This is a genomic window from uncultured Bradyrhizobium sp. (genome assembly GCF_936928535.1).
Classification (GTDB): Bacteria; Pseudomonadota; Alphaproteobacteria; order Rhizobiales; family Xanthobacteraceae; genus Bradyrhizobium.
In genome coordinates, this window is the sequence record NZ_CAKZHY010000098.1 from 68,532 (window position 1) to 87,825 (window position 19,294).

At 63.9% G+C, this 19,294-nt stretch carries 26 protein-coding genes; 18 read left to right on the top strand and 8 right to left on the bottom strand.

What is annotated here, in order from left to right; all coding sequences use genetic code 11:
* Positions 1-4 precede the first annotated feature (4 nt).
* A complete protein-coding gene (locus tag Q0687_RS20450; protein ID WP_298880421.1) occupies positions 5-205 on the bottom strand; it encodes a hypothetical protein in 201 nt (66 codons plus the stop codon).
* A 234-nt stretch (positions 206-439) separates the two neighbouring features.
* Here Q0687_RS20450 and Q0687_RS20455 point away from each other — a divergent pair, with 234 nt between their 5' ends.
* Positions 440-778 (top strand): hypothetical protein, encoded by a 339-nt coding sequence (locus Q0687_RS20455; RefSeq protein WP_298880422.1) that lies wholly within the window; start codon positions 440-442, stop codon positions 776-778.
* 28 nt (positions 779-806) lie between these two features.
* Complete coding sequence (locus Q0687_RS20460; RefSeq protein WP_298880424.1) at positions 807-1,172, top strand: hypothetical protein; 366 nt, start codon at positions 807-809, stop codon at positions 1,170-1,172.
* Between the two features lie 48 nt (positions 1,173-1,220).
* On the opposite strand, the gene Q0687_RS20465 is transcribed toward Q0687_RS20460, so the two are convergent.
* Both Q0687_RS20465 and Q0687_RS20470 read right to left on the bottom strand, forming a co-directional pair.
* The gene (locus Q0687_RS20465; protein WP_298880426.1) at positions 1,221-1,478 is read right to left on the bottom strand and encodes a DUF6719 family protein; all 258 of its coding nucleotides are present in this window, start codon (positions 1,476-1,478) and stop codon (positions 1,221-1,223) included.
* A gap of 68 nt (positions 1,479-1,546) precedes the next feature.
* Positions 1,547-3,016 (bottom strand): PLP-dependent aminotransferase family protein, encoded by a 1,470-nt coding sequence (locus tag Q0687_RS20470; RefSeq protein WP_298880428.1) that lies wholly within the window; start codon positions 3,014-3,016, stop codon positions 1,547-1,549.
* 74 nt (positions 3,017-3,090) lie between these two features.
* Between Q0687_RS20470 and Q0687_RS20475 the strand changes: the two genes are divergently transcribed.
* The 7 genes from Q0687_RS20475 (at position 3,091) to Q0687_RS20505 (ending at position 9,733) form a co-directional block, all read left to right on the top strand.
* Positions 3,091-3,816, top strand: a complete 726-nt coding sequence (locus tag Q0687_RS20475) for a pyridoxamine 5'-phosphate oxidase family protein (protein ID WP_298880430.1) — start codon at positions 3,091-3,093, stop codon at positions 3,814-3,816.
* A 53-nt stretch (positions 3,817-3,869) separates the two neighbouring features.
* A complete protein-coding gene (locus Q0687_RS20480; RefSeq protein ID WP_298880433.1) occupies positions 3,870-5,147 on the top strand; it encodes an ArgE/DapE family deacylase in 1,278 nt (425 codons plus the stop codon).
* 250 nt (positions 5,148-5,397) lie between these two features.
* A complete protein-coding gene (locus tag Q0687_RS20485; RefSeq protein ID WP_298880436.1) occupies positions 5,398-6,207 on the top strand; it encodes an alpha/beta hydrolase in 810 nt (269 codons plus the stop codon).
* A 32-nt stretch (positions 6,208-6,239) separates the two neighbouring features.
* A complete protein-coding gene (gene kynA, locus Q0687_RS20490) occupies positions 6,240-7,079 on the top strand; it encodes a tryptophan 2,3-dioxygenase (RefSeq protein ID WP_298880438.1) in 840 nt (279 codons plus the stop codon).
* Positions 7,080-7,087: 8 nt separating this feature from the next.
* The gene (gene kynU, locus Q0687_RS20495) at positions 7,088-8,290 is read left to right on the top strand and encodes a kynureninase (RefSeq protein ID WP_298880441.1); all 1,203 of its coding nucleotides are present in this window, start codon (positions 7,088-7,090) and stop codon (positions 8,288-8,290) included.
* Between the two features lie 281 nt (positions 8,291-8,571).
* Positions 8,572-8,970, top strand: coding sequence for a PaaI family thioesterase (locus tag Q0687_RS20500; RefSeq protein ID WP_298880444.1), 399 nt, complete (start codon positions 8,572-8,574; stop codon positions 8,968-8,970).
* A gap of 151 nt (positions 8,971-9,121) precedes the next feature.
* Positions 9,122-9,733 carry a GNAT family N-acetyltransferase gene (locus Q0687_RS20505; RefSeq protein WP_298880446.1) on the top strand — a complete coding sequence of 204 codons (612 nt, stop codon included), beginning with the start codon at positions 9,122-9,124 and terminating at the stop codon, positions 9,731-9,733.
* Positions 9,734-9,806: 73 nt separating this feature from the next.
* Here the strand turns inward: Q0687_RS20505 and Q0687_RS20510 are convergent, their stop codons facing one another.
* Entirely contained in the window at positions 9,807-10,112 is a 306-nt protein-coding gene (locus Q0687_RS20510) for a hypothetical protein (RefSeq protein WP_298880448.1), read from the bottom strand.
* Positions 10,113-10,207: 95 nt separating this feature from the next.
* Positions 10,208-10,888: a DUF2161 family putative PD-(D/E)XK-type phosphodiesterase gene (locus Q0687_RS20515; protein WP_298880451.1), complete on the bottom strand. Its 681-nt coding sequence runs from the start codon at positions 10,886-10,888 to the stop codon at positions 10,208-10,210.
* Positions 10,889-11,017: 129 nt separating this feature from the next.
* Between Q0687_RS20515 and Q0687_RS20520 the strand changes: the two genes are divergently transcribed.
* On the top strand, positions 11,018-11,365 hold the full coding sequence (locus Q0687_RS20520) for a GrlR family regulatory protein (RefSeq protein WP_298880452.1): 348 nt from the start codon (positions 11,018-11,020) through the stop codon (positions 11,363-11,365).
* Here Q0687_RS20520 and Q0687_RS20525 read toward each other — a convergent pair whose 3' ends face one another.
* A complete protein-coding gene (locus Q0687_RS20525) occupies positions 11,366-12,046 on the bottom strand; it encodes an SDR family oxidoreductase (RefSeq protein WP_298880455.1) in 681 nt (226 codons plus the stop codon).
* A 120-nt stretch (positions 12,047-12,166) separates the two neighbouring features.
* Between Q0687_RS20525 and Q0687_RS20530 the strand changes: the two genes are divergently transcribed.
* Complete coding sequence (locus Q0687_RS20530) at positions 12,167-12,886, top strand: SGNH/GDSL hydrolase family protein (protein WP_298880457.1); 720 nt, start codon at positions 12,167-12,169, stop codon at positions 12,884-12,886.
* Positions 12,887-12,902: 16 nt separating this feature from the next.
* Here the strand turns inward: Q0687_RS20530 and Q0687_RS20535 are convergent, their stop codons facing one another.
* Complete coding sequence (locus Q0687_RS20535) at positions 12,903-13,661, bottom strand: tyrosine-protein phosphatase (RefSeq protein WP_298880460.1); 759 nt, start codon at positions 13,659-13,661, stop codon at positions 12,903-12,905.
* Between the two features lie 71 nt (positions 13,662-13,732).
* Here Q0687_RS20535 and Q0687_RS20540 point away from each other — a divergent pair, with 71 nt between their 5' ends.
* Positions 13,733-14,044, top strand: a complete 312-nt coding sequence (locus tag Q0687_RS20540; RefSeq protein WP_298880462.1) for an MliC family protein — start codon at positions 13,733-13,735, stop codon at positions 14,042-14,044.
* 110 nt (positions 14,045-14,154) lie between these two features.
* Here the strand turns inward: Q0687_RS20540 and Q0687_RS20545 are convergent, their stop codons facing one another.
* Positions 14,155-14,358, bottom strand: coding sequence for a DUF2735 domain-containing protein (locus tag Q0687_RS20545; protein WP_298880464.1), 204 nt, complete (start codon positions 14,356-14,358; stop codon positions 14,155-14,157).
* 534 nt (positions 14,359-14,892) lie between these two features.
* Between Q0687_RS20545 and Q0687_RS20550 the strand changes: the two genes are divergently transcribed.
* From Q0687_RS20550 to Q0687_RS20575, 6 genes are all read left to right on the top strand, one after another.
* Positions 14,893-15,927 (top strand): glutamine synthetase beta-grasp domain-containing protein, encoded by a 1,035-nt coding sequence (locus Q0687_RS20550; protein WP_298880466.1) that lies wholly within the window; start codon positions 14,893-14,895, stop codon positions 15,925-15,927.
* Positions 15,928-16,126: 199 nt separating this feature from the next.
* Complete coding sequence (locus tag Q0687_RS20555) at positions 16,127-16,828, top strand: GrlR family regulatory protein (RefSeq protein ID WP_298880469.1); 702 nt, start codon at positions 16,127-16,129, stop codon at positions 16,826-16,828.
* A gap of 18 nt (positions 16,829-16,846) precedes the next feature.
* Positions 16,847-17,530 (top strand): substrate-binding domain-containing protein, encoded by a 684-nt coding sequence (locus tag Q0687_RS20560; protein WP_298880472.1) that lies wholly within the window; start codon positions 16,847-16,849, stop codon positions 17,528-17,530.
* A 32-nt stretch (positions 17,531-17,562) separates the two neighbouring features.
* Positions 17,563-18,384, top strand: coding sequence for a tetratricopeptide repeat protein (locus Q0687_RS20565; RefSeq protein WP_298880475.1), 822 nt, complete (start codon positions 17,563-17,565; stop codon positions 18,382-18,384).
* Positions 18,385-18,466: 82 nt separating this feature from the next.
* Positions 18,467-18,934, top strand: coding sequence for a hypothetical protein (locus Q0687_RS20570; RefSeq protein ID WP_298880478.1), 468 nt, complete (start codon positions 18,467-18,469; stop codon positions 18,932-18,934).
* A 58-nt stretch (positions 18,935-18,992) separates the two neighbouring features.
* On the top strand, positions 18,993-19,142 hold the full coding sequence (locus tag Q0687_RS20575; RefSeq protein WP_084292415.1) for a hypothetical protein: 150 nt from the start codon (positions 18,993-18,995) through the stop codon (positions 19,140-19,142).
* Positions 19,143-19,294 lie beyond the last annotated feature (152 nt).

Genomic DNA, 19,294 nt, shown 5'->3' on the forward strand with positions numbered 1-19,294 from the left:
GCGTTCACTCAGTGATGCGGCTGACGCGCGGCTTCACGAGGTGCGAGCCGGTCAGCCGCACGAACGCTTGTGGCGCGGCCTCGTAGCCGCGTCCAGACTGCAGCGCCATTGCGCCGGGCGAGCCGGTGCGGTTGCTGATATCCATCTCGGCGCGGTCCGTAGGCTGCGCCGGTTCGCGCACCGTTGCGCGATCTTGCGCCCTCATGATGGCCATCCCTCAACTATGTGCCCGTTGGCGGGCCTCTCGGCTTCGAAGGTTTCGGTCGCGCCCGACCAGTCCTGGGTTCACGGTCGGGACCGAGCCTCGTTGGCCGATCTCTTCAGCAGAAAACCGTAAAATGCATGTGAAGCGCTGACGTCGCTGACATGACCGCCTCGCCTCATCTGGCGTGGACGCTGGCTCCCATGCCGGTTCAAACCATCAAGCGCCCCATCTGAAATGATTGATGTTTTCGAGGATTTGTTTCGTCGCGCCACCAGCGACGAAACAATTCTCGCCAGGAATGAAACCATTTTGGGCTTTGGGCGCATCACGGGAGAAACCGCTGATGGTTATCACGGTGACAACGACGACGGCGGCACCGCCGCACGCAACTCAGGGACAGAATCCATGCGCGCGCTCAGCTTCATCCTTGCTTTCGGTTTCGTGCTCGCCGGTTCCTCGCTCGCCGGCGCGCCGGACGGCAATCTGCCCGGCATCGGGACCTTCCAGTACAGCGGCTCGCCGATCACCACCACGGCGCCGCAGCCGATCGTTTTGGCGGCTGCGCACTTCTGATCCCCCACAAGAAAATCAGCCCGCCATCATGTACCTTCGTTTCTGCGCCGCGGCGTTCCTGTTCCTACTGACCATCGGCTCCGTCCAGGCGCAGGTGCGCTCGCCGAGCCGGTTGCCGGATCCGCGCACGGAGTTCGTGAGGCAATGTGCGCCGCGCATGCTGGGGCGCTGGGAACATCCGGAAGAAGTGTGCGGCTGCCTGCATGATCATGCGGCTGCCGTCGTCGAGGATCGCGACCTGCGAGAGGCGCTGCTGCGCGGCATCAGTGAGACCGGTGTTCCCACGATCGAGACCGATTGGGTGCCGGCGGCAAAGCAAGGCGAGATCGGCGCGACCTTTACCAAGATCGCCAAGCCGACATTGCAGTGCATGTTCGACCCGGCGAAGTCTTAGGGGTCCATTGCTTGAGCATGATCTGGTCGGAAAACCGGATCGTGCTCGCTACCTCGACTTCGGACCGAACCGCGGCACGCAGGATGAAGTTCGCGCCACGCCCTTGTCCGTCATCTTCGAGCCGCGAACTTCCTTGACCTGTCCGGCCGGGCAGGTTCCGTCATCCACCTGCACGCGCTGGCCGAGCTTGAGATCGACGATATCCTGCTCACGCCCAACCGTGGTCGCGTAGGCCGCGGAGGCAAGCGCGGAGGAGATCAAGAGCGCGAGGCAGGCCGCGCGGCCGAATGAGGCGACAGATGACATGATGAGAGATCCCGGAATCGATTCCGTGATGGTAAGCAGCAGCTTCCGATTTTGATAGTGAACCTTTGTCAGGTCCTCCGGGCCTGATGGCCCCTGGTGTGCGATCTGGCACGCGCTTCCTTCGCGAGCCGTTCAGCGGCGATGACGAGCTGGGGAACCGCATGCCCCGAAAATCCCAGGACGAAACCGGGCAGGGGCCGCGCCCGCGCATAGGTCTCGGCGAGCAGCCAGCCTTCCGCAGCGGCCGCCTGCTTCGCCTCGGCTGCGACCGCGGGGGCAACCGATGGATCGAACCGGGCCACGAGGTGCAGGCCCTGTGACGGCACCGGGACCGACAGCGCGCCATCCGAGGCGGCTTCGAGCGTTTCGGCGAGCGCATCGCGCGCTTCGCGATAGAGTTTGCGCACGCGCTTCAGATTCGCCGCGAACGCACCGGAATTGAGCATGTCCGCGACCGCGCCTTCCATCAGCGTAGCAGGAAAGCGGTCGAGCGCGGCGCGCGCGGCTGTGACGTCGCCGATCAGGCGCTCAGGCAGGGCGCAATAGCCGATGCGCAGCCCCGGAAATAGCGTCTTGGCGAAGGTGCCCATGTAGATGACGCGCTGGAGCTGATCGATGCCGGCAAGCGACATCAGCGGCGCGCCGTCGTAGCGGAACTCGCTGTCGTAATCGTCCTCGAACACAAAGGCGCCGGCCTGCTTGGCCCAATCCAGCAGCTCAAGCCGCCGCGGCATCGACATCTGCACACCCAGCGGAAACTGATGCGACGGCGTCACATAGGCCGCGCGTGCGCCTGGCGCGGCGCTGCGGCCCTTTGCGACTTGCACGCCGTGCGCGTCAACGGGAACGGCGACGATGCGGTAGCCGCATTGCGCTATGGTCTTGCGTGCAGTCGGATAGCCGGGATCTTCGCACCAGACTTGATCGTTCGGCTTCAAGAGAGCGCCCAGCACGATCCGCAGCGTATGCAACGTGCCCGACGTGAGCATGATCTGGTCGGGGTCGCAACGCAGCCCGCGCGCCGACAGCAGATGATCGGCGATCGCAATGCGCAGCTCACGGCTGCCGCGCGGGTCGCCGTAATGCAGATGCTCGCTGCCAAAGGCACGCATCCGTCGGCCGACGAAGGCGCGAAAACGTTGCACCGCGCGCTCGTCGATATGGGTGCAGCCCAGCGAAAGTGCGCCTTGCTTCGGCGCCTCGACGATCACCTTCGACTTCTTGGTCGCGGCCGCGCGGGCCGGGACGCGCGCGGCCACGAACGTGCCGGAGCCGACGGTCGCTTGCGCAAATCCGTCGGCGATCAGCCGCTCGTAAGCCGTGACCACCGCATTGCGCCGGAAGCCGGTCTGCTTCGCCAGCGTGCGCGATGGTGGCAACGGTTCGCCTGACTTGACCAGGCCAGAGACGATCATCTCGCACAGCGCCTGGTACAACCGGTGCGACGAGGAGGCACTGGCGGTGATGTGCGGGCCGGTGAGGTCGAGCGGCAATTCGGCCTTGGCCGACGAGAGTGAATTGGTCGGAGTTTTTTGCATGGAATTGGAACTATCGCAGACCAAATGCGCCGCTACAACTGGCCTGGATTGTTCCAGACACGACAGGAGTGGCCGTGAGCCAGACCGAGAGTCCAAATTCCTACCCGACTTCAGCGCGCAACCGGGTGAAGCGCCGACACGACCGCGGCTTCTATGATCACGCCACCGTTCACCGCATCCTGGATTCCTCGATGTTGTGCCACGTCTCCTACGCGATCGACGGCCAGCCCTATTGCACGCCGACCTTCTTCTGGCGCGAGGGGACCAAGCTCTACTGGCACGGCTCGAGCGCCAGCCGCATGCTGCGCAACCAGACCAGGGGCGAGCGGGTCTGCCTGACGGTCGCCCATCTCGACAGCCTGGTGCTGGCGCGCTGCGGCTTCAATCACTCCGCCGACTACCGCGCGGTGATGGCGTTCGGCACCGCCTATCTCGTCACCGATCCCGCGGAGAAGGAGCGGGCGGTGGTCGCGATGGTCGACCGCTTCTTCCCCGATCGCACCGCAAGCCTGCGGGCCAGCAGCGTCCAGGAGATCAAGGCGACGTCGTTCATTGCGATGGAGATCGAGGAGGCCTCCGCAAAGGTCCGCGCCAAGGGTGTCGCCGACGACGATGAGGACTACGAGTTGCCTGTTTATGCCGAGCGCATTCCGGTCCGTACTGTGCTCGGCGCGCCGGAGCCGTGCCCGCGGCTGCTCGCCGGCGTGACACGGCCCACGACGCTGAATGGCTATTCCGAAGGCCGACTGCTCGAAGATGCATTGCGGGATGCGTATTTTGTGGAGTACCCGAGCGGCTGAAATCGGTTAGCTTGCGCGCACCTTTGACCAACTGGATGTGCGGAGCTTGCCCGATGGATGCCGAAACGCAGCAGAGGATTCTTGACGCCGTCGATGCCGGCTTCGAAACCCAGCTTGCGACCACACGCGATTTCGTCGCGATCCCTTCGACCCGCGGGGCGGAGGGGCCGTGCCAGGACATGATCGGTGACCTCCTGCGCGCGCGCGGCTATGAGGTCGACGACTGGCACATCAATGTCGACGATCTCAAGGGGCTGCGCGGCTTCGGGCCGATCGAGCACGATTTCTCCAGGGCACGCACGGTGGTCGGCACGTATCGCCCCGCCACCGAAGCGGGCAAATCGCTGATTCTCCAGGGTCACTGCGACGTGGTGCCCGCGGGCCCGCTGGAATTGTGGGACACGCCGCCGTTCTCGCCTGTCATCAAGGACGGCAAGATGTTCGGCCGCGGCGCCTGCGACATGAAGTCGGGCACCATCGGCGCACTGTATGCGCTGGATGCGCTCAAGGCAGCAGACCTGAAGCCGACGGCGCGGATCCATTTCCAGTCTGTGATCGAAGAGGAAAGCACCGGCGTCGGCGCGCTCTCGACGCTGCAACGGGGCTATCGGGCCGACGCCTGCTTCATTCCCGAGCCGACGGGCGGCAAGATGGTGCGTTCCCAGGTTGGCGTGATCTGGTTTCGCCTCCGCGTGAAGGGCCATCCCGTCCACGTCGCGCATGCGGGCTCGGGTGCCAACGCGATCATGGCGGCCTATCACCTGATCCAGGCGGTGCAGAAGCTCGAGATCGAATGGAACGAGCGTGCCAAGGCCGACCGTCACTTCAAGACGCTCAACCATCCCATCAATTTCAACCCCGGCATCATCAAGGGCGGCGACTGGGCTTCCAGCGTTCCGGCCTGGTGCGACGTCGATTGCCGCATCGCGGTCCTGCCGGGCTGGTCGATCGCCGACCATCAGAAGGAAATTCTGGCGTGCATCGCTGCGGCCTCGCGCAATCACCGCTTCCTCGCCAACAATCCGCCGGAGGTCGAATGGTCCGGCTTCCTCTCGGAGGGCTATGAGCTGACCGATTCAGCCGCGCCGGAAGCCGCCTTCGGCAAGGCCTTCAACAAGGTCTATGGCGGTGAAGTCGAGGATCTCGTCTTCACCGCGCTGACGGACACCCGCTTCTACGGCCTCAACCATGGCATCCCGAGCCTGTGTTTCGGCGCCAGAGGCGGCGAGATGCACGGCTTCAACGAGTTTGTCGATCTGGAGTCGCTGAAGAAGGCGACCAAGGCGATGGCGCTGTTCATCGCGGAATGGTGCGGCGTGGAGAAGGCGTAACTGCCATCTCAATCACAGCTCTCGTAGGGTGGGCAAAGGCGCACCTGCGCCGTGCCCACGAGTTTTCTCCGACATGACGAAGATCGTGGGCACGCTACGCTTTGCCCACCCTACGGCGGCTCCGCTGGAGCGACCACTGCCCGAAACACCGGCTCTCCCAAATCCTTTAAGCTTAAAATAAAGACTAGGATGCGGCCGCGCCTGATGGCAGACTGGCGGGGTTCGCTCAACGAGTCCCCTGGAGTCACGGATGCGCGATTGGGATGATGCTTACGCCAATTCGGCCCATATCCCGGGCTCGGACAAGATGCCGGCGCAATGGGCGGAGCGGGCGGCGGCTTACCGGGCTGCTTTGAAGGGCTTTCGTCCCGATATCGCCTACGGCGCCAGCGAGCGTCAGCGTTTCGACCTGATCCTGCCCGATGGTGACAGCAAGGGCCTCGTCGTGTTTGTGCACGGCGGCTATTGGATGCGCTTCGACAAATCGGCCTGGACGGATCTCGCCGAAGGCGCGCGGCATCATGGCTGGACGGTTTGCTTGCCGAGCTACACGCTGGCGCCGGCCGCGCGCATTTCCGACATGACCGCGGAGATATCAGCCGCGATTGCGAAAGCGGCCTCGATCGTCGCGGGACCGATCCGACTCTCCGGCCATTCGGCGGGCGGTCATCTCGTGACGCGCTTGCTCTGCGATGACAGCCGGCTCGAACCGTCGGTCTTCAACCGCATCGCCGGTACGCTGTCGATCAGCGGGCTGCACGATCTGCGCCCGCTTCTGAAGACGAAGATGAACGAGACGCTGCGCATGACCCCGGAGGAGGCGACGCTCGAAAGCGCAGCTTTGCACGTGCCGCGCGGCCATTCAGCTGTGACCGCCTGGGTCGGTGGCAGCGAGCGGCCTGAATTCATCCGCCAATCCGATCTGCTGGCCAACGTCTGGACCGGCTTTGACGTGCCGACGCGCCTCGTCGTCGATCCCGGGCTCAACCATTTCACCGTGATCGACGCGCTCAAGGATCCGTCCTCGCAGATCACCGCGCGCCTGATCGGGCTCGACTAGCGGGCAGGGAGGATCGACCGAAAGGACCTGTCATGACGTCCAGCGATTACGATCCCTCAAGCGAAGGCGCCGAGACCGACTTCACCCGGCGCATGTCCTATGGCGACTATCTGTCGCTGGAGGCCATTCTCGGCGCGCAGCACCCACTCTCGGAGGCGCATGACGAGATGCTGTTCATCATCCAGCATCAGACCACCGAGCTATGGATGCGGCTCGCCATCCACGAACTCAGTGCCGCGCGCCGTGCGATCGCCAAGGACGAGGTGCAGCCCGCCATGAAGATGCTGGCGCGAATGTCGCGCATCTTCGAGCAGCTCAACAACGCCTGGGACGTGCTGCGCACGATGACGCCGAGCGAATATACCCGCTTCCGCTCCCAGCTCGGCCAGTCCTCAGGCTTCCAGTCGCGGCAGTATCGGCTGATCGAATATCTGCTCGGCAACCGCAACCACGCCATGCTGAAGCCGCACGCGCACGATGTGGAAACGACAAATCTGCTCGAGGCCGAGCTCGCCACGCCAAGCCTCTATGATGAGGTGCTGCGGCTTGCCGACCGCCACGGACTGAAGATGCCGGCCGCCGTGCTGGCGCGCGACGTTCGGGAGACCCACAGCTTCAGCGAGGGTGTGCTGGATGCCTGGCGCGAAGTCTATCAGGCGCCGGAGACGCACTGGATGCTCTATGAGCTTGCCGAGAAGCTGGTCGATTTCGAGGATTATTTCCGGCGCTGGCGCTTCAACCATGTCACCACCGTCGAACGCGTGATCGGCTTCAAGCGCGGCACCGGTGGCACCGGTGGCGTCAGCTATCTCAAGCGGATGCTGGAGGTCGAGCTGTTTCCCGAACTCTGGCGCGTGCGCACGATTTTGTAGAGATCGATATGACCAGGCTTCGCGTCTATGACGATACCAAAGCGCTGTTCCATCTGCCCGAAGGCGTAATCTATCTCGATGGCAATTCGCTCGGCGCATTGCCCCTTGGCGTTGCCGAGCGCGTCAACCATGTCATCACCACCGAGTGGGGCAACGAGCTGATCCGCGCCTGGAACACCGCAGGCTGGTACGCCCAGCCGCGCCATGTCGGCGACCGCATCGCGCGGCTGATCGGTGCGGAGGCAGGTTCGGTGATGGTTGGCGATACCTTGTCGCTGAAGGTCTACCAGGCGCTTGCCGCTGCGCTCGACATGAACGCATCACGCAAAACCGTCCTGTCAGACACCGGCAATTTTCCGACCGACCTCTATATGGCCGAAGGCCTGATCGCGACGCTCGGCCGGGGTCATCAACTGCGGCTGGTTGCGCCGGAGGCGATCGAGGCTTCGCTGTCGGAAGAGATCGCCGTCCTCTACATCACCGAGGTCGACTACCGCACCGGTCGTCGTCACGACATGGCGAAGCTGACTGCAAAGGCGCATGCGCTCGGCATCGTCACGGTTTGGGATCTCGCCCATTCGGCCGGCGCGCTGCCGGTCGATCTCGCCGGCTGCGGCGCCGATTTCGCCGCGGGGTGCACCTACAAATACATCAATGCCGGCCCGGGCGCGCCGGCGTTTCTGTACGTCGCGCCGCGCCATGCCGACGGCGCGCGTGCCGCTCTCTCCGGATGGATGGGGCACGCAAAGCCATTTGCGTTCGAGCTTGGCTATGCTGCCGCCGGCGGCGTCGAGCGCATGCGCGTCGGCACACCCCCGGTGCTGGCGATGGCAGCGCTGGAGGCCTCGCTCGACATCTGGGACCGGGTCGACCTCGAGGAGGTCCGTGCGCGCTCGCTGGCGCTCGGCGACCTCCTGATTGCGGAGGTCGAACGCCGCTGTCCGTCTCTGAAGCTCGTGACCCCACGATCGCATGAGCGTCGCGGCTCGCAAGTCTCCTTCGCCTTCGAGGGCGGTTATGCCGCCATGCAGGCCCTGATCGCTCGCGGCCTGATCGGCGATTTCCGCGCGCCCGACATCATGCGGTTCGGGATCACGCCGCTGTATATTGGCGAGAGCGAGATCATGCGGGCCGCCGAGATCATCGAGGAGGTGATCGCGGGCGAGGTGTGGCGGCGGCCGGAGTACCAGGTCGTGAACGCGGTGACGTGAGGTTGCCAGCCCCGGACGCAGCGCAGCGCTTCTTCAGCGGTGCGGTGCAGAGCCGAGGCCTATGTCGCAGACCGGGTACGTTGCGAGATGGGTCCCGGCCCAGCGCAGCAACGCGAGAGCGTTGCAGCGAGTCCGGGACCGAGAGCTGCGGCCGAGCATCATACTCACTCCGCAACCTCGCCGCGGTGGCTCCAGATGCACGCGGCCATGACCTTCGACGTCATTGCTTTGCCGCCTAAACCAATTCACCTTGAGGCAACAAGGAATTGGGAGGAAATCTGATGACGCCGCTCGAGAAACTTAAAGCGATGAAGATGCCGTTCGCCGAGCTCAAGGGCGTCGAATTCGTCGAAGCGGGGAAGGATCGCGTGGTGGCGCGGATGACGGTCAGGCCCGATCTCTGCACGCTCAACAATACCATCCACGGCGGCGCCGTGATGGCGCTGGCCGATTCCGTCGGGGCGGCGGCGACCGTGATCAATCTGCCGGAGGATGCCAAGGGCACGACGACGCTGGAGAGCAAGACCAACTTCATCGGCGGCGCCAAGGAGGGGGCCACCGTGATCGCGACCGCGACCCCGGTTCACCGGGGGCGCCGGACCCAGGTCTGGACCACCCGGCTGGAGACCGAGGACGGCAAGCTGGTGGCCGTCGTGACCCAGACGCAGCTGGTCCTGTAGGACTACGGGACCTTGATTTTGTTAACGAATTAGTCGTTCCACCGCCTCAAAGTTGAGCAGGTTCCCGTCTTGAAAATTTTGTTGCGACGCACAATATTGGAGGCCTAGGGATTCGAACGCCTCCTCGAGGGACACCAAGAGGAGTTTTGACGTGACACTTGATGAGACCGTTCGCGCGAGGTCCGTTCCGGGCTATGTGCGGACCCTGAGCCAGCAGGAAGAGTTGCCGCTGTTGCGCGATCACTTGCTCAGGCTCGATGCCGAAAGCCGGCACGACCGTTTCAACGGTTTTCTCGACGACAGTTTTATTGAGCGCTATGCGGCTCGCTGCGCCGACGATGGCACCGTGATCGTTGCCTACATCGTCGACGGCGTGGTCCGTGGTGCGGCTGAGCTGCATCCGCCGGAGGGCGATTCGCTGCCCGAAGTCGCCTTCAGCGTGGAAGCTTCAGCCCGCCGCCAGAATGTCGGCACCGTGCTGTTCAGCCGCCTGATCGCGGAAGCCCGCTGGAAGGGCTACAAGAGCCTGCGCATCACCACGGGTGCGGAAAATCACGCCATGCGCGCGCTCGCCAAGAAATTTGGCGCGCATCTGCAATTCCGCCACGGCGAATCCACAGGCACGATCGATCTGACGAAGACACCCGAGGACGAGCTTGCGGATCTCGCTGCGGCACCGTTCAAGGCCGGCCGTGCGCTGCTCAACTTCAACTCGACCTGCTGGAAGCTGATCTCCAGCATGTACGGCAATCGCGCCGCCTGAACCGCTGTACTCCAAACAAAAAACGGACCGGCAAGGCCGGTCCGCTTTTTGATTGAAACCAGGATGTCAGCGCTCAGGTGCCGGTGCGCTTGTCGTTGCCGAAGCGACGAACGACGCGGCGTTCAACCACGACCGAGCGCTGTGCGCCCTGTTCGCCGGCGATCACGCGCGTAGCGGTGATGCGGCTGTTGGTGCGGGCCTGCTTCTTGACCTCGGCCTGAACGATGTCGAGCGGCATGCCCATCAGCGCTGCGGCGATCTCGGCCTGCTGCTCCTGGTCGTCGGTAATGCCGACGGCGGCGAAGATCGCCTCGTCCAGGGTGGGCGGATCGTGGCGGACACGCCGCGTGCCATATTTGGTATTCCAATCTGCGCTCATAACGGCCTCGTTTTGATGCCGGGATACCTAGTGCCGTAGATGTTGCATTGCAATATGAAATCGGTGTGGCATCTCAGCTATGCACCGGTCGGGTGTCATGATGGTGACGAGACACCGATCTCGGTCCGTCGTTGCGGCCAGCGTTTCAACGCCGCATGTCCTGCCTGCGTCAGTCCGTAGATTCCCCGGTCCGCACGCTCGAACCAGCCATACACATTGTTAAGCAAGATCTTGCCCGCATCGGGACAGCGTTCGCGCAAATCGCGCACACGTCGTGGGCCGGCGACAAGTTCGGATGCGCAGGCCAATGCCTGCTGGCGATAGGCCGTCATGATCGGCGCGCGGGTGCTGCCGCCGAGCACGGGATCGCCCTGGCGGCGCTGATGTTCGGCGACGAGCCGTGAGCGCGTCTTCGGCTCGCGGCGCGGGGCTGCCGTCGGCGGCTTCACCAGCACCTCGACCTGGCCTTTGTCGGTTACCCCGAGCATACCGAAGCCGAGGCGACGACACAGATTGCGATAGCGCGCATCGCTCTCGCGGCCCTTGCCGCGCGCCGATATTTTGGCCGCGATCCAGATCTCGTCGCCCGCCGGCGCGCGATCGACCGCCTGCAGGATCAGTTCGAGATTGAAGGCGAGCTTGAGCTCGCCGATCACCACCACCGGCGGATCGCCGGCGCTCAGGCCCACGAGATCGCAGCCGCGGATCTCGCCCTTCACGTCGAAGCCGAGGCCTTCGAGGAATCGTTTGACGGGGAGGTAGAGCGCGGTTTCCAAAGCGAGCTTCCGATCGGAGAATCAGTCGGGGCCAGTCTAGCCCGGATCGGACTCTGGGCTGATCGGCATTTGCCCGGACGCGGCCAAGCCAGCTATATCCTCGCGCGGGGAACAGGGCGCTTTTCGAATATGACGATCAGGAACGGGCTTTATCACATCCGGATCGAGTTCCTGGACAGCGTCCAGGGCGGCAACCAGGGTGTCATGGTGCTGCGCGACGGCACCATGCGCGGCGGCGACTCGTTCTTCTTCGCCTATGGCAGCTACACCTGCGCCGACGGCAAATGGAAGGGCGAGCTGACCAACGAAGAGCATTCGCCGTCATTCGACGAGCGCCCGGTGTGGGGCCGCAAGATCGTAACCATCGGCTTCAGCGGAACCTATACCGACGAGACCGCCTATGGCGAGGGCATGGCGCTCGCCGGCAAGCAGAGCATCCGCTTCAAGGGCAATCTGCGGCTGCTGGTGCCGGATTGATCACACCCGTCCGCTTACCGGAATGAGCGCGCCCGTGACGCCGCTCGCGGCGTCGCTGACGAGGAACAGGATCACCTCGGCAAGCTCTTGCGGTGTCACCCACTTGGCGAAGTCCGCGTTCGGCATGTCGGCGCGGTTGGCCTTGGTGTCGATGATCGACGGCAGCACCGCGTTCACGGTGACCTTGCCCTTCCATTCGTTGGCCAGAGCCTCGGTCAGGCGGTGCACGCCCGCCTTCGATGCCGCGTAGGGGCCCATGCCGGAGTCGGCCTGGAGCGCGCCCATGGCGCCGATATTGACGATGCGGCCGGCCTTCGAGGCGGCCAGGTGCGGCAACGCCGCGTGCGAGGTGTTGAGGGCGGTCAGCAGGTTCAGCGCGTGCATGCGATGCCAGGTCTTGATGTCGCCGTCGCCGACCGTCTCGAAGGCAAAGCCGCCGGCGATGTTGATCAAGGCATCCAGTCTGCCGAAATGCTTTGCGGCGGTCTCGACGGCAGTCTTCGCCTGCGCTGCGTCCGACAGGTCAACGCCGCCGATCTCGATGCGCTCAGTCGTCGCCGGGACCTGCGAGGGCGCATGATCGATGCCCGCGATATACGCGCCGCGTGACTGCGCGGTGTCGGCGACCACCTTGCCAAGCGCGCCGAGCGCGCCTGTTACGACGATGACTTTTCCCTGCACGATACCCTCCGTCGTCTCAATTCACGCTGACTATTGCGCGAGGCCGGATGGAGTTGCAATGGCGCCCGCATCAAGGCTGGGCTATAGATGCAACCTTAGATCGTTCGAGGAGATTGTTTCATGCCGGATCATTTTCCCTCCATCGAATTTCCCTCTGCAATCGTCGATCTGAAATATCCCCTGATGCGGCTCCGGCAAGCCTTCGATGGCAAGGGCGTGGTGCGGATCGTGGCGATGGGCTCGTCGTCAACGGCCGGACGGGGCGATGTCGTGCCTTATCCCTACCGGCTCGAGATGTATCTGCGGCGATACGCTAGGGATGCTCTCCAACGGACGGATCTCCGCATTGACGTGTTGAACCGGGGTATCGGCGGGCAAGAGGCAACCGAAGAGCTAGGGCGGTTCGAGACCGACATTTTCCCAGATGACCCGGCCTTGGTGATCTGGCAGGTGGGAACGAACGCAGTTTTTCACAACGACCAGTACGACGTGGACGTCGTTGCCGGGAACATCAGGAAGGGGCTGGCGCAATTGCGCGCCCGCGGCTTCGAGGTTGTGGTGATGGATCCGCAATATACGACGAAGATGCTGTGGGACGATCGGGCCGACCTGTCGGACAGAATGGTCCGGCTGATCCGCGAGGCTGCCAATGAGGCCGGGGTCAATCTGTTTCAGCGCTGGGCCCTGATGCGGCATTGGCATGTGCAGAACAACGTGCCATTCGAGCAATTGGTCGATGTGACCGATCCCGACCAGCTGCACCAGAGCGATTGGAGCACCATGCAGGTCTCGATCGCTTTCAACGACGTCATCATCAAAGCTGCGGGGCTGACGGCGTGAGACGGCCGTTGCCGGATCACGCTTGCAGGTAACGCTGCTTCAATGCGGTCCGCTCGGCCGCGCCAAGCTTGAGGCCGTCGCGCAAATAGGTTTCGACATCGCCATAGTCGCGGCTAACGGCATCGAAAGCGGCAGCGAGATAGGAGGCGTTGACCGAGCCGATCGCGTCGAGGACGTCGACAGGCAGATCGGAGACACTCGAGGCCTCGCGCTTGTAGTGGCGGTTGGTCAGCAGGTAATCCTCGGCAATGACCTCATCGGGCACGCCGAGGGCGTGCAGGATCAGGGCGCTGGCAAAGCCGGTACGGTCCTTGCCGGCGGTGCAGTGGATCACGAGCGGGGCGCGGTCTTCCAGGAGATGGCCGAACAGCGTGCGGAAGCTGTGCGTGTTGTGGCGGACATAATTGCGATAGGACTCGCGCATGAGCTCGAGCGCAACCGGCGCAGTGAGCGCGCCCCTGGCGAGCTCGGCCCGCAGCGAAGCCACCACTGTCGGCTCGATCGGCAGCGAATACACGGTGATCTCGTTCACGACGCAGACGCCGGCGGTGCGCTCCTCCAGCCCACGGAAGTCGAAGGCGCTCTTGACGCCGAGGGAACGGACGATCTCGATATCTTCGGCGGTGAGCTGGCCGAGATGATTGGAGCGGAAGATATGGCGCCAGCGGGTGGTGCGGCCGTCCGTCGTGGCATAGCCGCCGAGGTCACGAAAATTGCTGGCGCCTTGCAAAGCGAGGTGACGGGCAGGCGAGTCCTTTTGGGAAGAGTCTTGCATGGGCTCAGCTTGGGTTATGGTTCCACTGGACGCACCGAGGGCGTCCTTGGGGTCTATTACAGGGGGCGATCATGGGCCGGCACAAGGCTATTCTTTTGGGGATCACCATGCTGGCGGCGGGGATGACGGGTCCACGGCAGGCCGACGCGCAGACGTTCCGGACCTATCGCTGCGTCGATGGTACGCAGTTCATCGTAGCGTTTTATGACGAGGACAAGCGCGCGTTTCTCCAGATCGACGGCGAGCCGGTGACGCTGGCCAAGCGCCTGGCGGTTTCGGGCGCGCGGTATTCGGGGGCGGGGATCACATTGCGCATCGACAAGACCGGGACGACCACGGTCCAGCATCTGAAGCGGCCGGTCACGGCCTGCGCGGTGATCTGACGCCGTTAGGCTCGGAATCGAAAAGGGTCGAAACTTCGTTGTTTCGACCCTTTTTCAAACTTCCGTCGGGCACTCGAAAGAGCGCGGCGGTCTTGAACCCGAAACTGGCATTAGCGGTCCCATTTGGGCTTCGCTTCGTCGACTGCGTCCTGGTGGTACCAGCTATCGCTACAGATCGATGTGTTCGCGGGAAGCGACGCGTGATCAGAGGGAAGGCGGGTCTCGCCATAGCGGCGCCCGGCGAGAGCCGCGCGGCCGCCGACAGGGAATTGATAGATCTCTGCAGATCCGTGACTTAGACCATTGTTCATCATTGCGATTGCTCCTTGGTCGAAGCGCCTTGGCCTCCATGGTGCGCCCGACTCGTTCTGATGTGGTTACTGGAATCCCCATATCGGCCCGGCGTCCCGAAAAGCAAAGTGATGAAAAGGAGATCAGTTTCCGCCCAATTCTTGAGCAGGCGGCTATCTGCACCCGCCAAGGCACGATGTCGATGACTAACGCCTAGGCCATTCCAAAGGTTGCTAGGCAGGGGTGGCGCGCTTTGCGAAAGTTGCCGGACGTTGATGCGCGTTTGATCGGCAACCTCTGGCAGGCGGCTGCCTGCTCCAGAATCAGGCGTTTTCCGCGGGATTTTTGCAGTGCAGCTTCACGCAAAGGTGCGCGGCTATGACGCACGCTGCCGGGACATTTTTCCGCCGGCTCGCCGGTTCCGTCCGCGGTGGATAACCTCCCGCACTGCGGCCTTTTGGCACGCAAAATGCTTATGAAGTGTCGGCCGATGATGGCCGGGTACAAACGTGCGGGGCTCTCAACCCCACCTTTCGCATCATCTACAGAGAGGCTCAATGACCAAGTATAAGCTCGAGTACATCTGGCTCGACGGATATACGCCGACTCCGAACTTGCGCGGCAAAACCCAGATCAAGGAATTTTCGTCGTTCCCGACGCTCGAGCAGCTTCCGCTGTGGGGCTTCGACGGCTCCTCGACCCAGCAGGCCGAAGGCCACAGCTCCGATTGCGTGCTGAAGCCGGTCGCGGTCTTCCCGGACGGTGCGCGCACCAACGGCGTGCTCGTGATGTGCGAAGTCATGATGCCCGATGGCAAGACCCCGCACGCCTCCAACAAGCGCGCCACCATCCTCGACGACGCCGGCGCCTGGTTCGGCTTCGAGCAGGAATACTTCTTCTACAAGAACGGCCGTCCGCTCGGCTTCCCCGAGGCCGGCTATCCGGCGCCGCAGGGCCCGTACTACACCGGCGTCGGCTATTCGAACGTCGGCGACGTCGCCCGCAAGATCGTCGAAGAGCATCTCGACCTCTGCCTGGCTGCCGGCATCAACCATGAAGGCATCAACGCGGAAGTCGCGAAGGGCCAGTGGGAATTCCAGATCTTCGGCAAGGGCTCCAAGAAGGCCGCTGACGAAATGTGGATGGCCCGCTACCTGATGCTGCGCCTCACCGAGAAGTACGGCATCGACATCGAGTTCCACTGCAAGCCGCTCGGCGACACCGACTGGAACGGCTCGGGCATGCACGCCAACTTCTCCACCGAGTATATGCGTACGGTCGGCGGCAAGGAGTATTTCGAGGCGCTGATGGCTGCCTTCGACAAGAACCTGATGGACCACATCGCCGTCTACGGCCCTGATAACGACAAGCGTCTGACCGGCAAGCACGAGACCGCGCCGTGGAACAAGTTCAGCTACGGCGTGGCTGATCGTGGTGCGTCGATCCGCGTTCCGCACTCCTTCGTCAACAACGGCTATAAGGGCTATCTGGAAGACCGCCGCCCGAACTCGCAGGGCGACCCATACCAGATCGCTTCGCAGATCCTGAAGACGATCGCGTCCGTGCCCGCTGACAAGAAGGCCGCGGCCTAACATCCTCCCGGCCCGGGGGCTGGGGAGCTGGCCCGGGTCGTGTTTCGATCCGCCGGAGCTGGAAGGCTCCGGCGGATTTTTGCGTTCTGCTGACAGTGCTTGTTGTGGGTCTGGCGGCTATGCCGGGGTGAAGCCTGTCCATGTCGGCCGAAACCGGGATAGATTGGTCGCAGGATGTGCGCAGGGCCGGGGACGGCTGGTGTTTGAAGGCTTCTACAAGGTGCGGTTTCAGCTCGGCGACGCCGTCGGCCGAAGCGTGATGCATGCCGGCAATGGCAAGATGCTCGGCGGCAATTCGGCGTTCGCCCATATCGGCACCTACGAGAAGACCGAAGACGGCGTCGACACCATCATCAAGACCGTCCGGCACAACCCCGATCCGAACTACCGCGCCATGGCGGGCACCGACGATGCGACGCTGATCGCGAAAGGATTTGCCGATGGCGATCTCTACCGCTTCAAGGGCGAGCTGAAAGAGCTGCCCGGCGTGCCCTTCCAGTCGCTGATGACACCGATCACGGAGGAGGAGGTGCCGATCGCCGGCGGAGTCGGCGAGTCCGGCATAACCGATGGCCTCTACTCGATTCACCTGCGCATGCTCGATGGCGTCGATGGCGGGCTGACCGGCGTGATGCTGCTCAACCGGGGCCGCATCCTCGGTGGTGATGCTTCGTTCTATTATCTCGGCAGCTACACCGCCGCGAACGGCCGCTGGAAGGGGCAGATCCTCAATCAGGAGCACACGACCGCCAAGGACGACCCGATCTTTGGCGGCCACGAGGTCGGGATCGGCTTTGCCGGTACCTACGATGGCGATCAGGCGATGCTGGAGGCGACTGCACTGGCCGGCAAGCGCAGCCTGCGCCTCACCGCCACGCTCAAGCTGATGCATCGCGCCTGATCGTTACAGGGAAATCACATGGAATATGTTCGCATGCTCTCGACGCTCGGCCTGATGGGCGCAATGCGCAGCCTGTCCGCCGCGTTCGAGACGGCAACGGGCATCCACGTCGATGCCGACTTCGCGCCGACCCTGGCGCTGCTCAAGCGCCTGCGCGCCGGCGAGGCGGCCGATCTCGTCATCCTCACGCGCGAAGGGCTCGACGAGATGATCGGCGAGGACAGGGTGATTGCGGACAGCGCGGCCGACCTCGCGCGCTCCTATGTCGGCCTCGCCGTGCGGGCAGGGCAGCCACATCCCGATATCTCGAGCGAAGCCGTGCTGCGCAAGTCGTTGCTCGCGGCGCGGTCCGTGGCTTATTCGCGGCTCGGTGCGAGCGGCGTGTACTTCGCCGCGCTGATCGTGCGGATGGGCATTGCGGCCGAGATCAATGCCAAGGCCACGATCGTCGAGCAGGGGTTTACGGCGGAGCGGCTCGTCAGCGGCGAGGCGGACCTGGCCGTGCAGCAGATCAGCGAGCTGAAGCAGGTTGGCGGCATCGAGGTGATCGGCCCGGTCCCGCACGACTTGCAGAGTCCGGCCGTGTTCTCCGCAGGCCGCATGACGAATGCGAGGCAGGCCGAAGCGGCCGACCGGCTGCTGCGCTATCTGGCATCGCCCGAGGTCGTGCCCGTGCTGCGCCAGTCCGGACTCGAGCCTTGAATTCGCCGGCAGGCGGACGCAACGTGATGATCATGCGGACTTGTCTCCTGGCCATTCTCGTCACTCTTGCCGCGCCGATCGCCGCGCACGCGCAATCGGCCGATCTGGTCCTGTGCGACCGTGTTGCCGCCGATCCGAGCGACCCGGACAAGCCTGTTGACGTGAAGGGCGTGCCTGAGATCGCTGCCGCCGATGTCGCGACCGCCATCAAATTCTGCAAGCAGGCGGCAGTGTCTTCGCGCCGCGCGATGTTTGCGTTGGGCCGCGCCTATGCCGCCAACCGCCAGACGGCGGACGCGCTCGCCGCCTGGCGCAAGGCGGCCGACAAGGGCTCCAGTGCTGCGATGGTCGAGCTCGGTGTCGCCTATGGCACCGGCTCGGGAGTTGCCAAGGACGAGGCGCAGGCGCGAAAGCTGTTCGAGAAGGCGGCGCAGTCAGGCAATCCCCGTGGCGTCTCCAACCTCGCAGCGCTCGGCGGCGCCGGCGGCGGAGCGCCGGCCGATCCTGCGCAGGCGCGCACGCAGCTCGCCAAGGCGGCCGAGACCAATGCGGAGGCGCAATACCAGCTCGGGCTGATGCTCTCCAATGGCAATGGTGGCGAGAAGGACGACGTCGCTGCGCGCGCACTGTTCGAGAAGGCGGCGGCGCAAAACCATCCCGGTGCGCTGGAGCGGATGGGCGCGTTCGCGCAGGAGGGCCGCGGCGGTCCCAAGGACAAGGACGCCGCGAAGGCCTATTACGAGCGCGCGGCTGCGCTCGGCGACGAGGACGCCAAGAAGGCGTTGGAGCGATTGCGTTGTCCCTACGCGATCAAGGACAAGCAGGGCAAGCTCGTCACCACCTTGTGCTTCTAGCTCGCAATGCTTGATCGAGCGCAAGGCCTGTCGGGACCAGCCCGTCGTAGACTTAGGTCTTCAGATCGACGGGAGACTTGCGATGATGCCTCGAGGATGGATGCTGGCGCTGGCGATAATGGGAGCGGCGACGACCGTAGCGGCGCAGGATCTCAGATCTCCGTCGGCCGACCAGTACGTGCCGCGGCTCGGCGACATCATGAGCGCCGCGCAGACGCGCCATCAGAAGCTCTGGCTGGCCGCCAAGGCGCAGAACTGGGACCTTGCGGCTTTCGAGCTGAGCCAGCTCAAGGCGAGCCTGGTCGAGGCCGCCTTGCTCTATTCCGGCATCCCCGTCAGCAATGTCACGACACTGGAGCCGTCGCTGCAGGCGACGTCCGACGCGATTGCGGCAAAGGACGGCCGCAAATTCGCAAAGGCTCTGGGTGATCTCACCGAGGGCTGCAACGCCTGTCACCGGTCGATGGGACGCAGCTTCGTCGTCATGAAGGTTCCCTCCGATCCGCAGCCGTTCGCCAATCAACTGTTTCCGCCACAGGCAAGGCCCTGACGGAACGGACCGCGCGCAAAGCGGGTTGACGGGCAAGGCCACGACAGGAGGCGCAACCATGATCCGCAAGCTCGCATCCGGCGAATACAGGCTCTATTCGCGCAAGGTGAATCCCAAGACCGGCAAGCGGCGTAATCTCGGCACGTTCAAGAGCCGTGCGGCGGCCGAAAAGCACGAGCGCGACGTGCAGTACTTCAAGCGGCACTGACGGTGCGAGGGGCCGGCAAGACCGAACGTCGAAAACAACCCCATGCACAGTAGCCAGGGCTTTGAAATGACTGGCGCGAGGTGAGACGTGTCGCCGAATGCGGATTTAGCGAAATCTTCTTGACCCGTCGGGCAGAACAGGTGCATGATGGC

Coding starts and splice junctions, on each gene's coding strand:
- Q0687_RS20450 (WP_298880421.1), bottom strand. CDS start 205: ATGAGGGCGCAAGATCGCGCAACGGTGCGCGAACCGGCGCAGCCTACG.
- Q0687_RS20455 (WP_298880422.1), top strand. CDS start 440: ATGATTGATGTTTTCGAGGATTTGTTTCGTCGCGCCACCAGCGACGAA.
- Q0687_RS20460 (WP_298880424.1), top strand. CDS start 807: ATGTACCTTCGTTTCTGCGCCGCGGCGTTCCTGTTCCTACTGACCATC.
- Q0687_RS20465 (WP_298880426.1), bottom strand. CDS start 1,478: ATGTCATCTGTCGCCTCATTCGGCCGCGCGGCCTGCCTCGCGCTCTTG.
- Q0687_RS20470 (WP_298880428.1), bottom strand. CDS start 3,016: ATGCAAAAAACTCCGACCAATTCACTCTCGTCGGCCAAGGCCGAATTG.
- Q0687_RS20480 (WP_298880433.1), top strand. CDS start 3,870: ATGGATGCCGAAACGCAGCAGAGGATTCTTGACGCCGTCGATGCCGGC.
- Q0687_RS20485 (WP_298880436.1), top strand. CDS start 5,398: ATGCGCGATTGGGATGATGCTTACGCCAATTCGGCCCATATCCCGGGC.
- kynA (WP_298880438.1), top strand. CDS start 6,240: ATGACGTCCAGCGATTACGATCCCTCAAGCGAAGGCGCCGAGACCGAC.
- kynU (WP_298880441.1), top strand. CDS start 7,088: ATGACCAGGCTTCGCGTCTATGACGATACCAAAGCGCTGTTCCATCTG.
- Q0687_RS20500 (WP_298880444.1), top strand. CDS start 8,572: ATGACGCCGCTCGAGAAACTTAAAGCGATGAAGATGCCGTTCGCCGAG.
- Q0687_RS20510 (WP_298880448.1), bottom strand. CDS start 10,112: ATGAGCGCAGATTGGAATACCAAATATGGCACGCGGCGTGTCCGCCAC.
- Q0687_RS20520 (WP_298880452.1), top strand. CDS start 11,018: ATGACGATCAGGAACGGGCTTTATCACATCCGGATCGAGTTCCTGGAC.
- Q0687_RS20530 (WP_298880457.1), top strand. CDS start 12,167: ATGCCGGATCATTTTCCCTCCATCGAATTTCCCTCTGCAATCGTCGAT.
- Q0687_RS20535 (WP_298880460.1), bottom strand. CDS start 13,661: ATGCAAGACTCTTCCCAAAAGGACTCGCCTGCCCGTCACCTCGCTTTG.
- Q0687_RS20540 (WP_298880462.1), top strand. CDS start 13,733: ATGGGCCGGCACAAGGCTATTCTTTTGGGGATCACCATGCTGGCGGCG.
- Q0687_RS20545 (WP_298880464.1), bottom strand. CDS start 14,358: ATGATGAACAATGGTCTAAGTCACGGATCTGCAGAGATCTATCAATTC.
- Q0687_RS20550 (WP_298880466.1), top strand. CDS start 14,893: ATGACCAAGTATAAGCTCGAGTACATCTGGCTCGACGGATATACGCCG.
- Q0687_RS20560 (WP_298880472.1), top strand. CDS start 16,847: ATGGAATATGTTCGCATGCTCTCGACGCTCGGCCTGATGGGCGCAATG.
- Q0687_RS20565 (WP_298880475.1), top strand. CDS start 17,563: ATGCGGACTTGTCTCCTGGCCATTCTCGTCACTCTTGCCGCGCCGATC.
- Q0687_RS20570 (WP_298880478.1), top strand. CDS start 18,467: ATGATGCCTCGAGGATGGATGCTGGCGCTGGCGATAATGGGAGCGGCG.
- Q0687_RS20575 (WP_084292415.1), top strand. CDS start 18,993: ATGATCCGCAAGCTCGCATCCGGCGAATACAGGCTCTATTCGCGCAAG.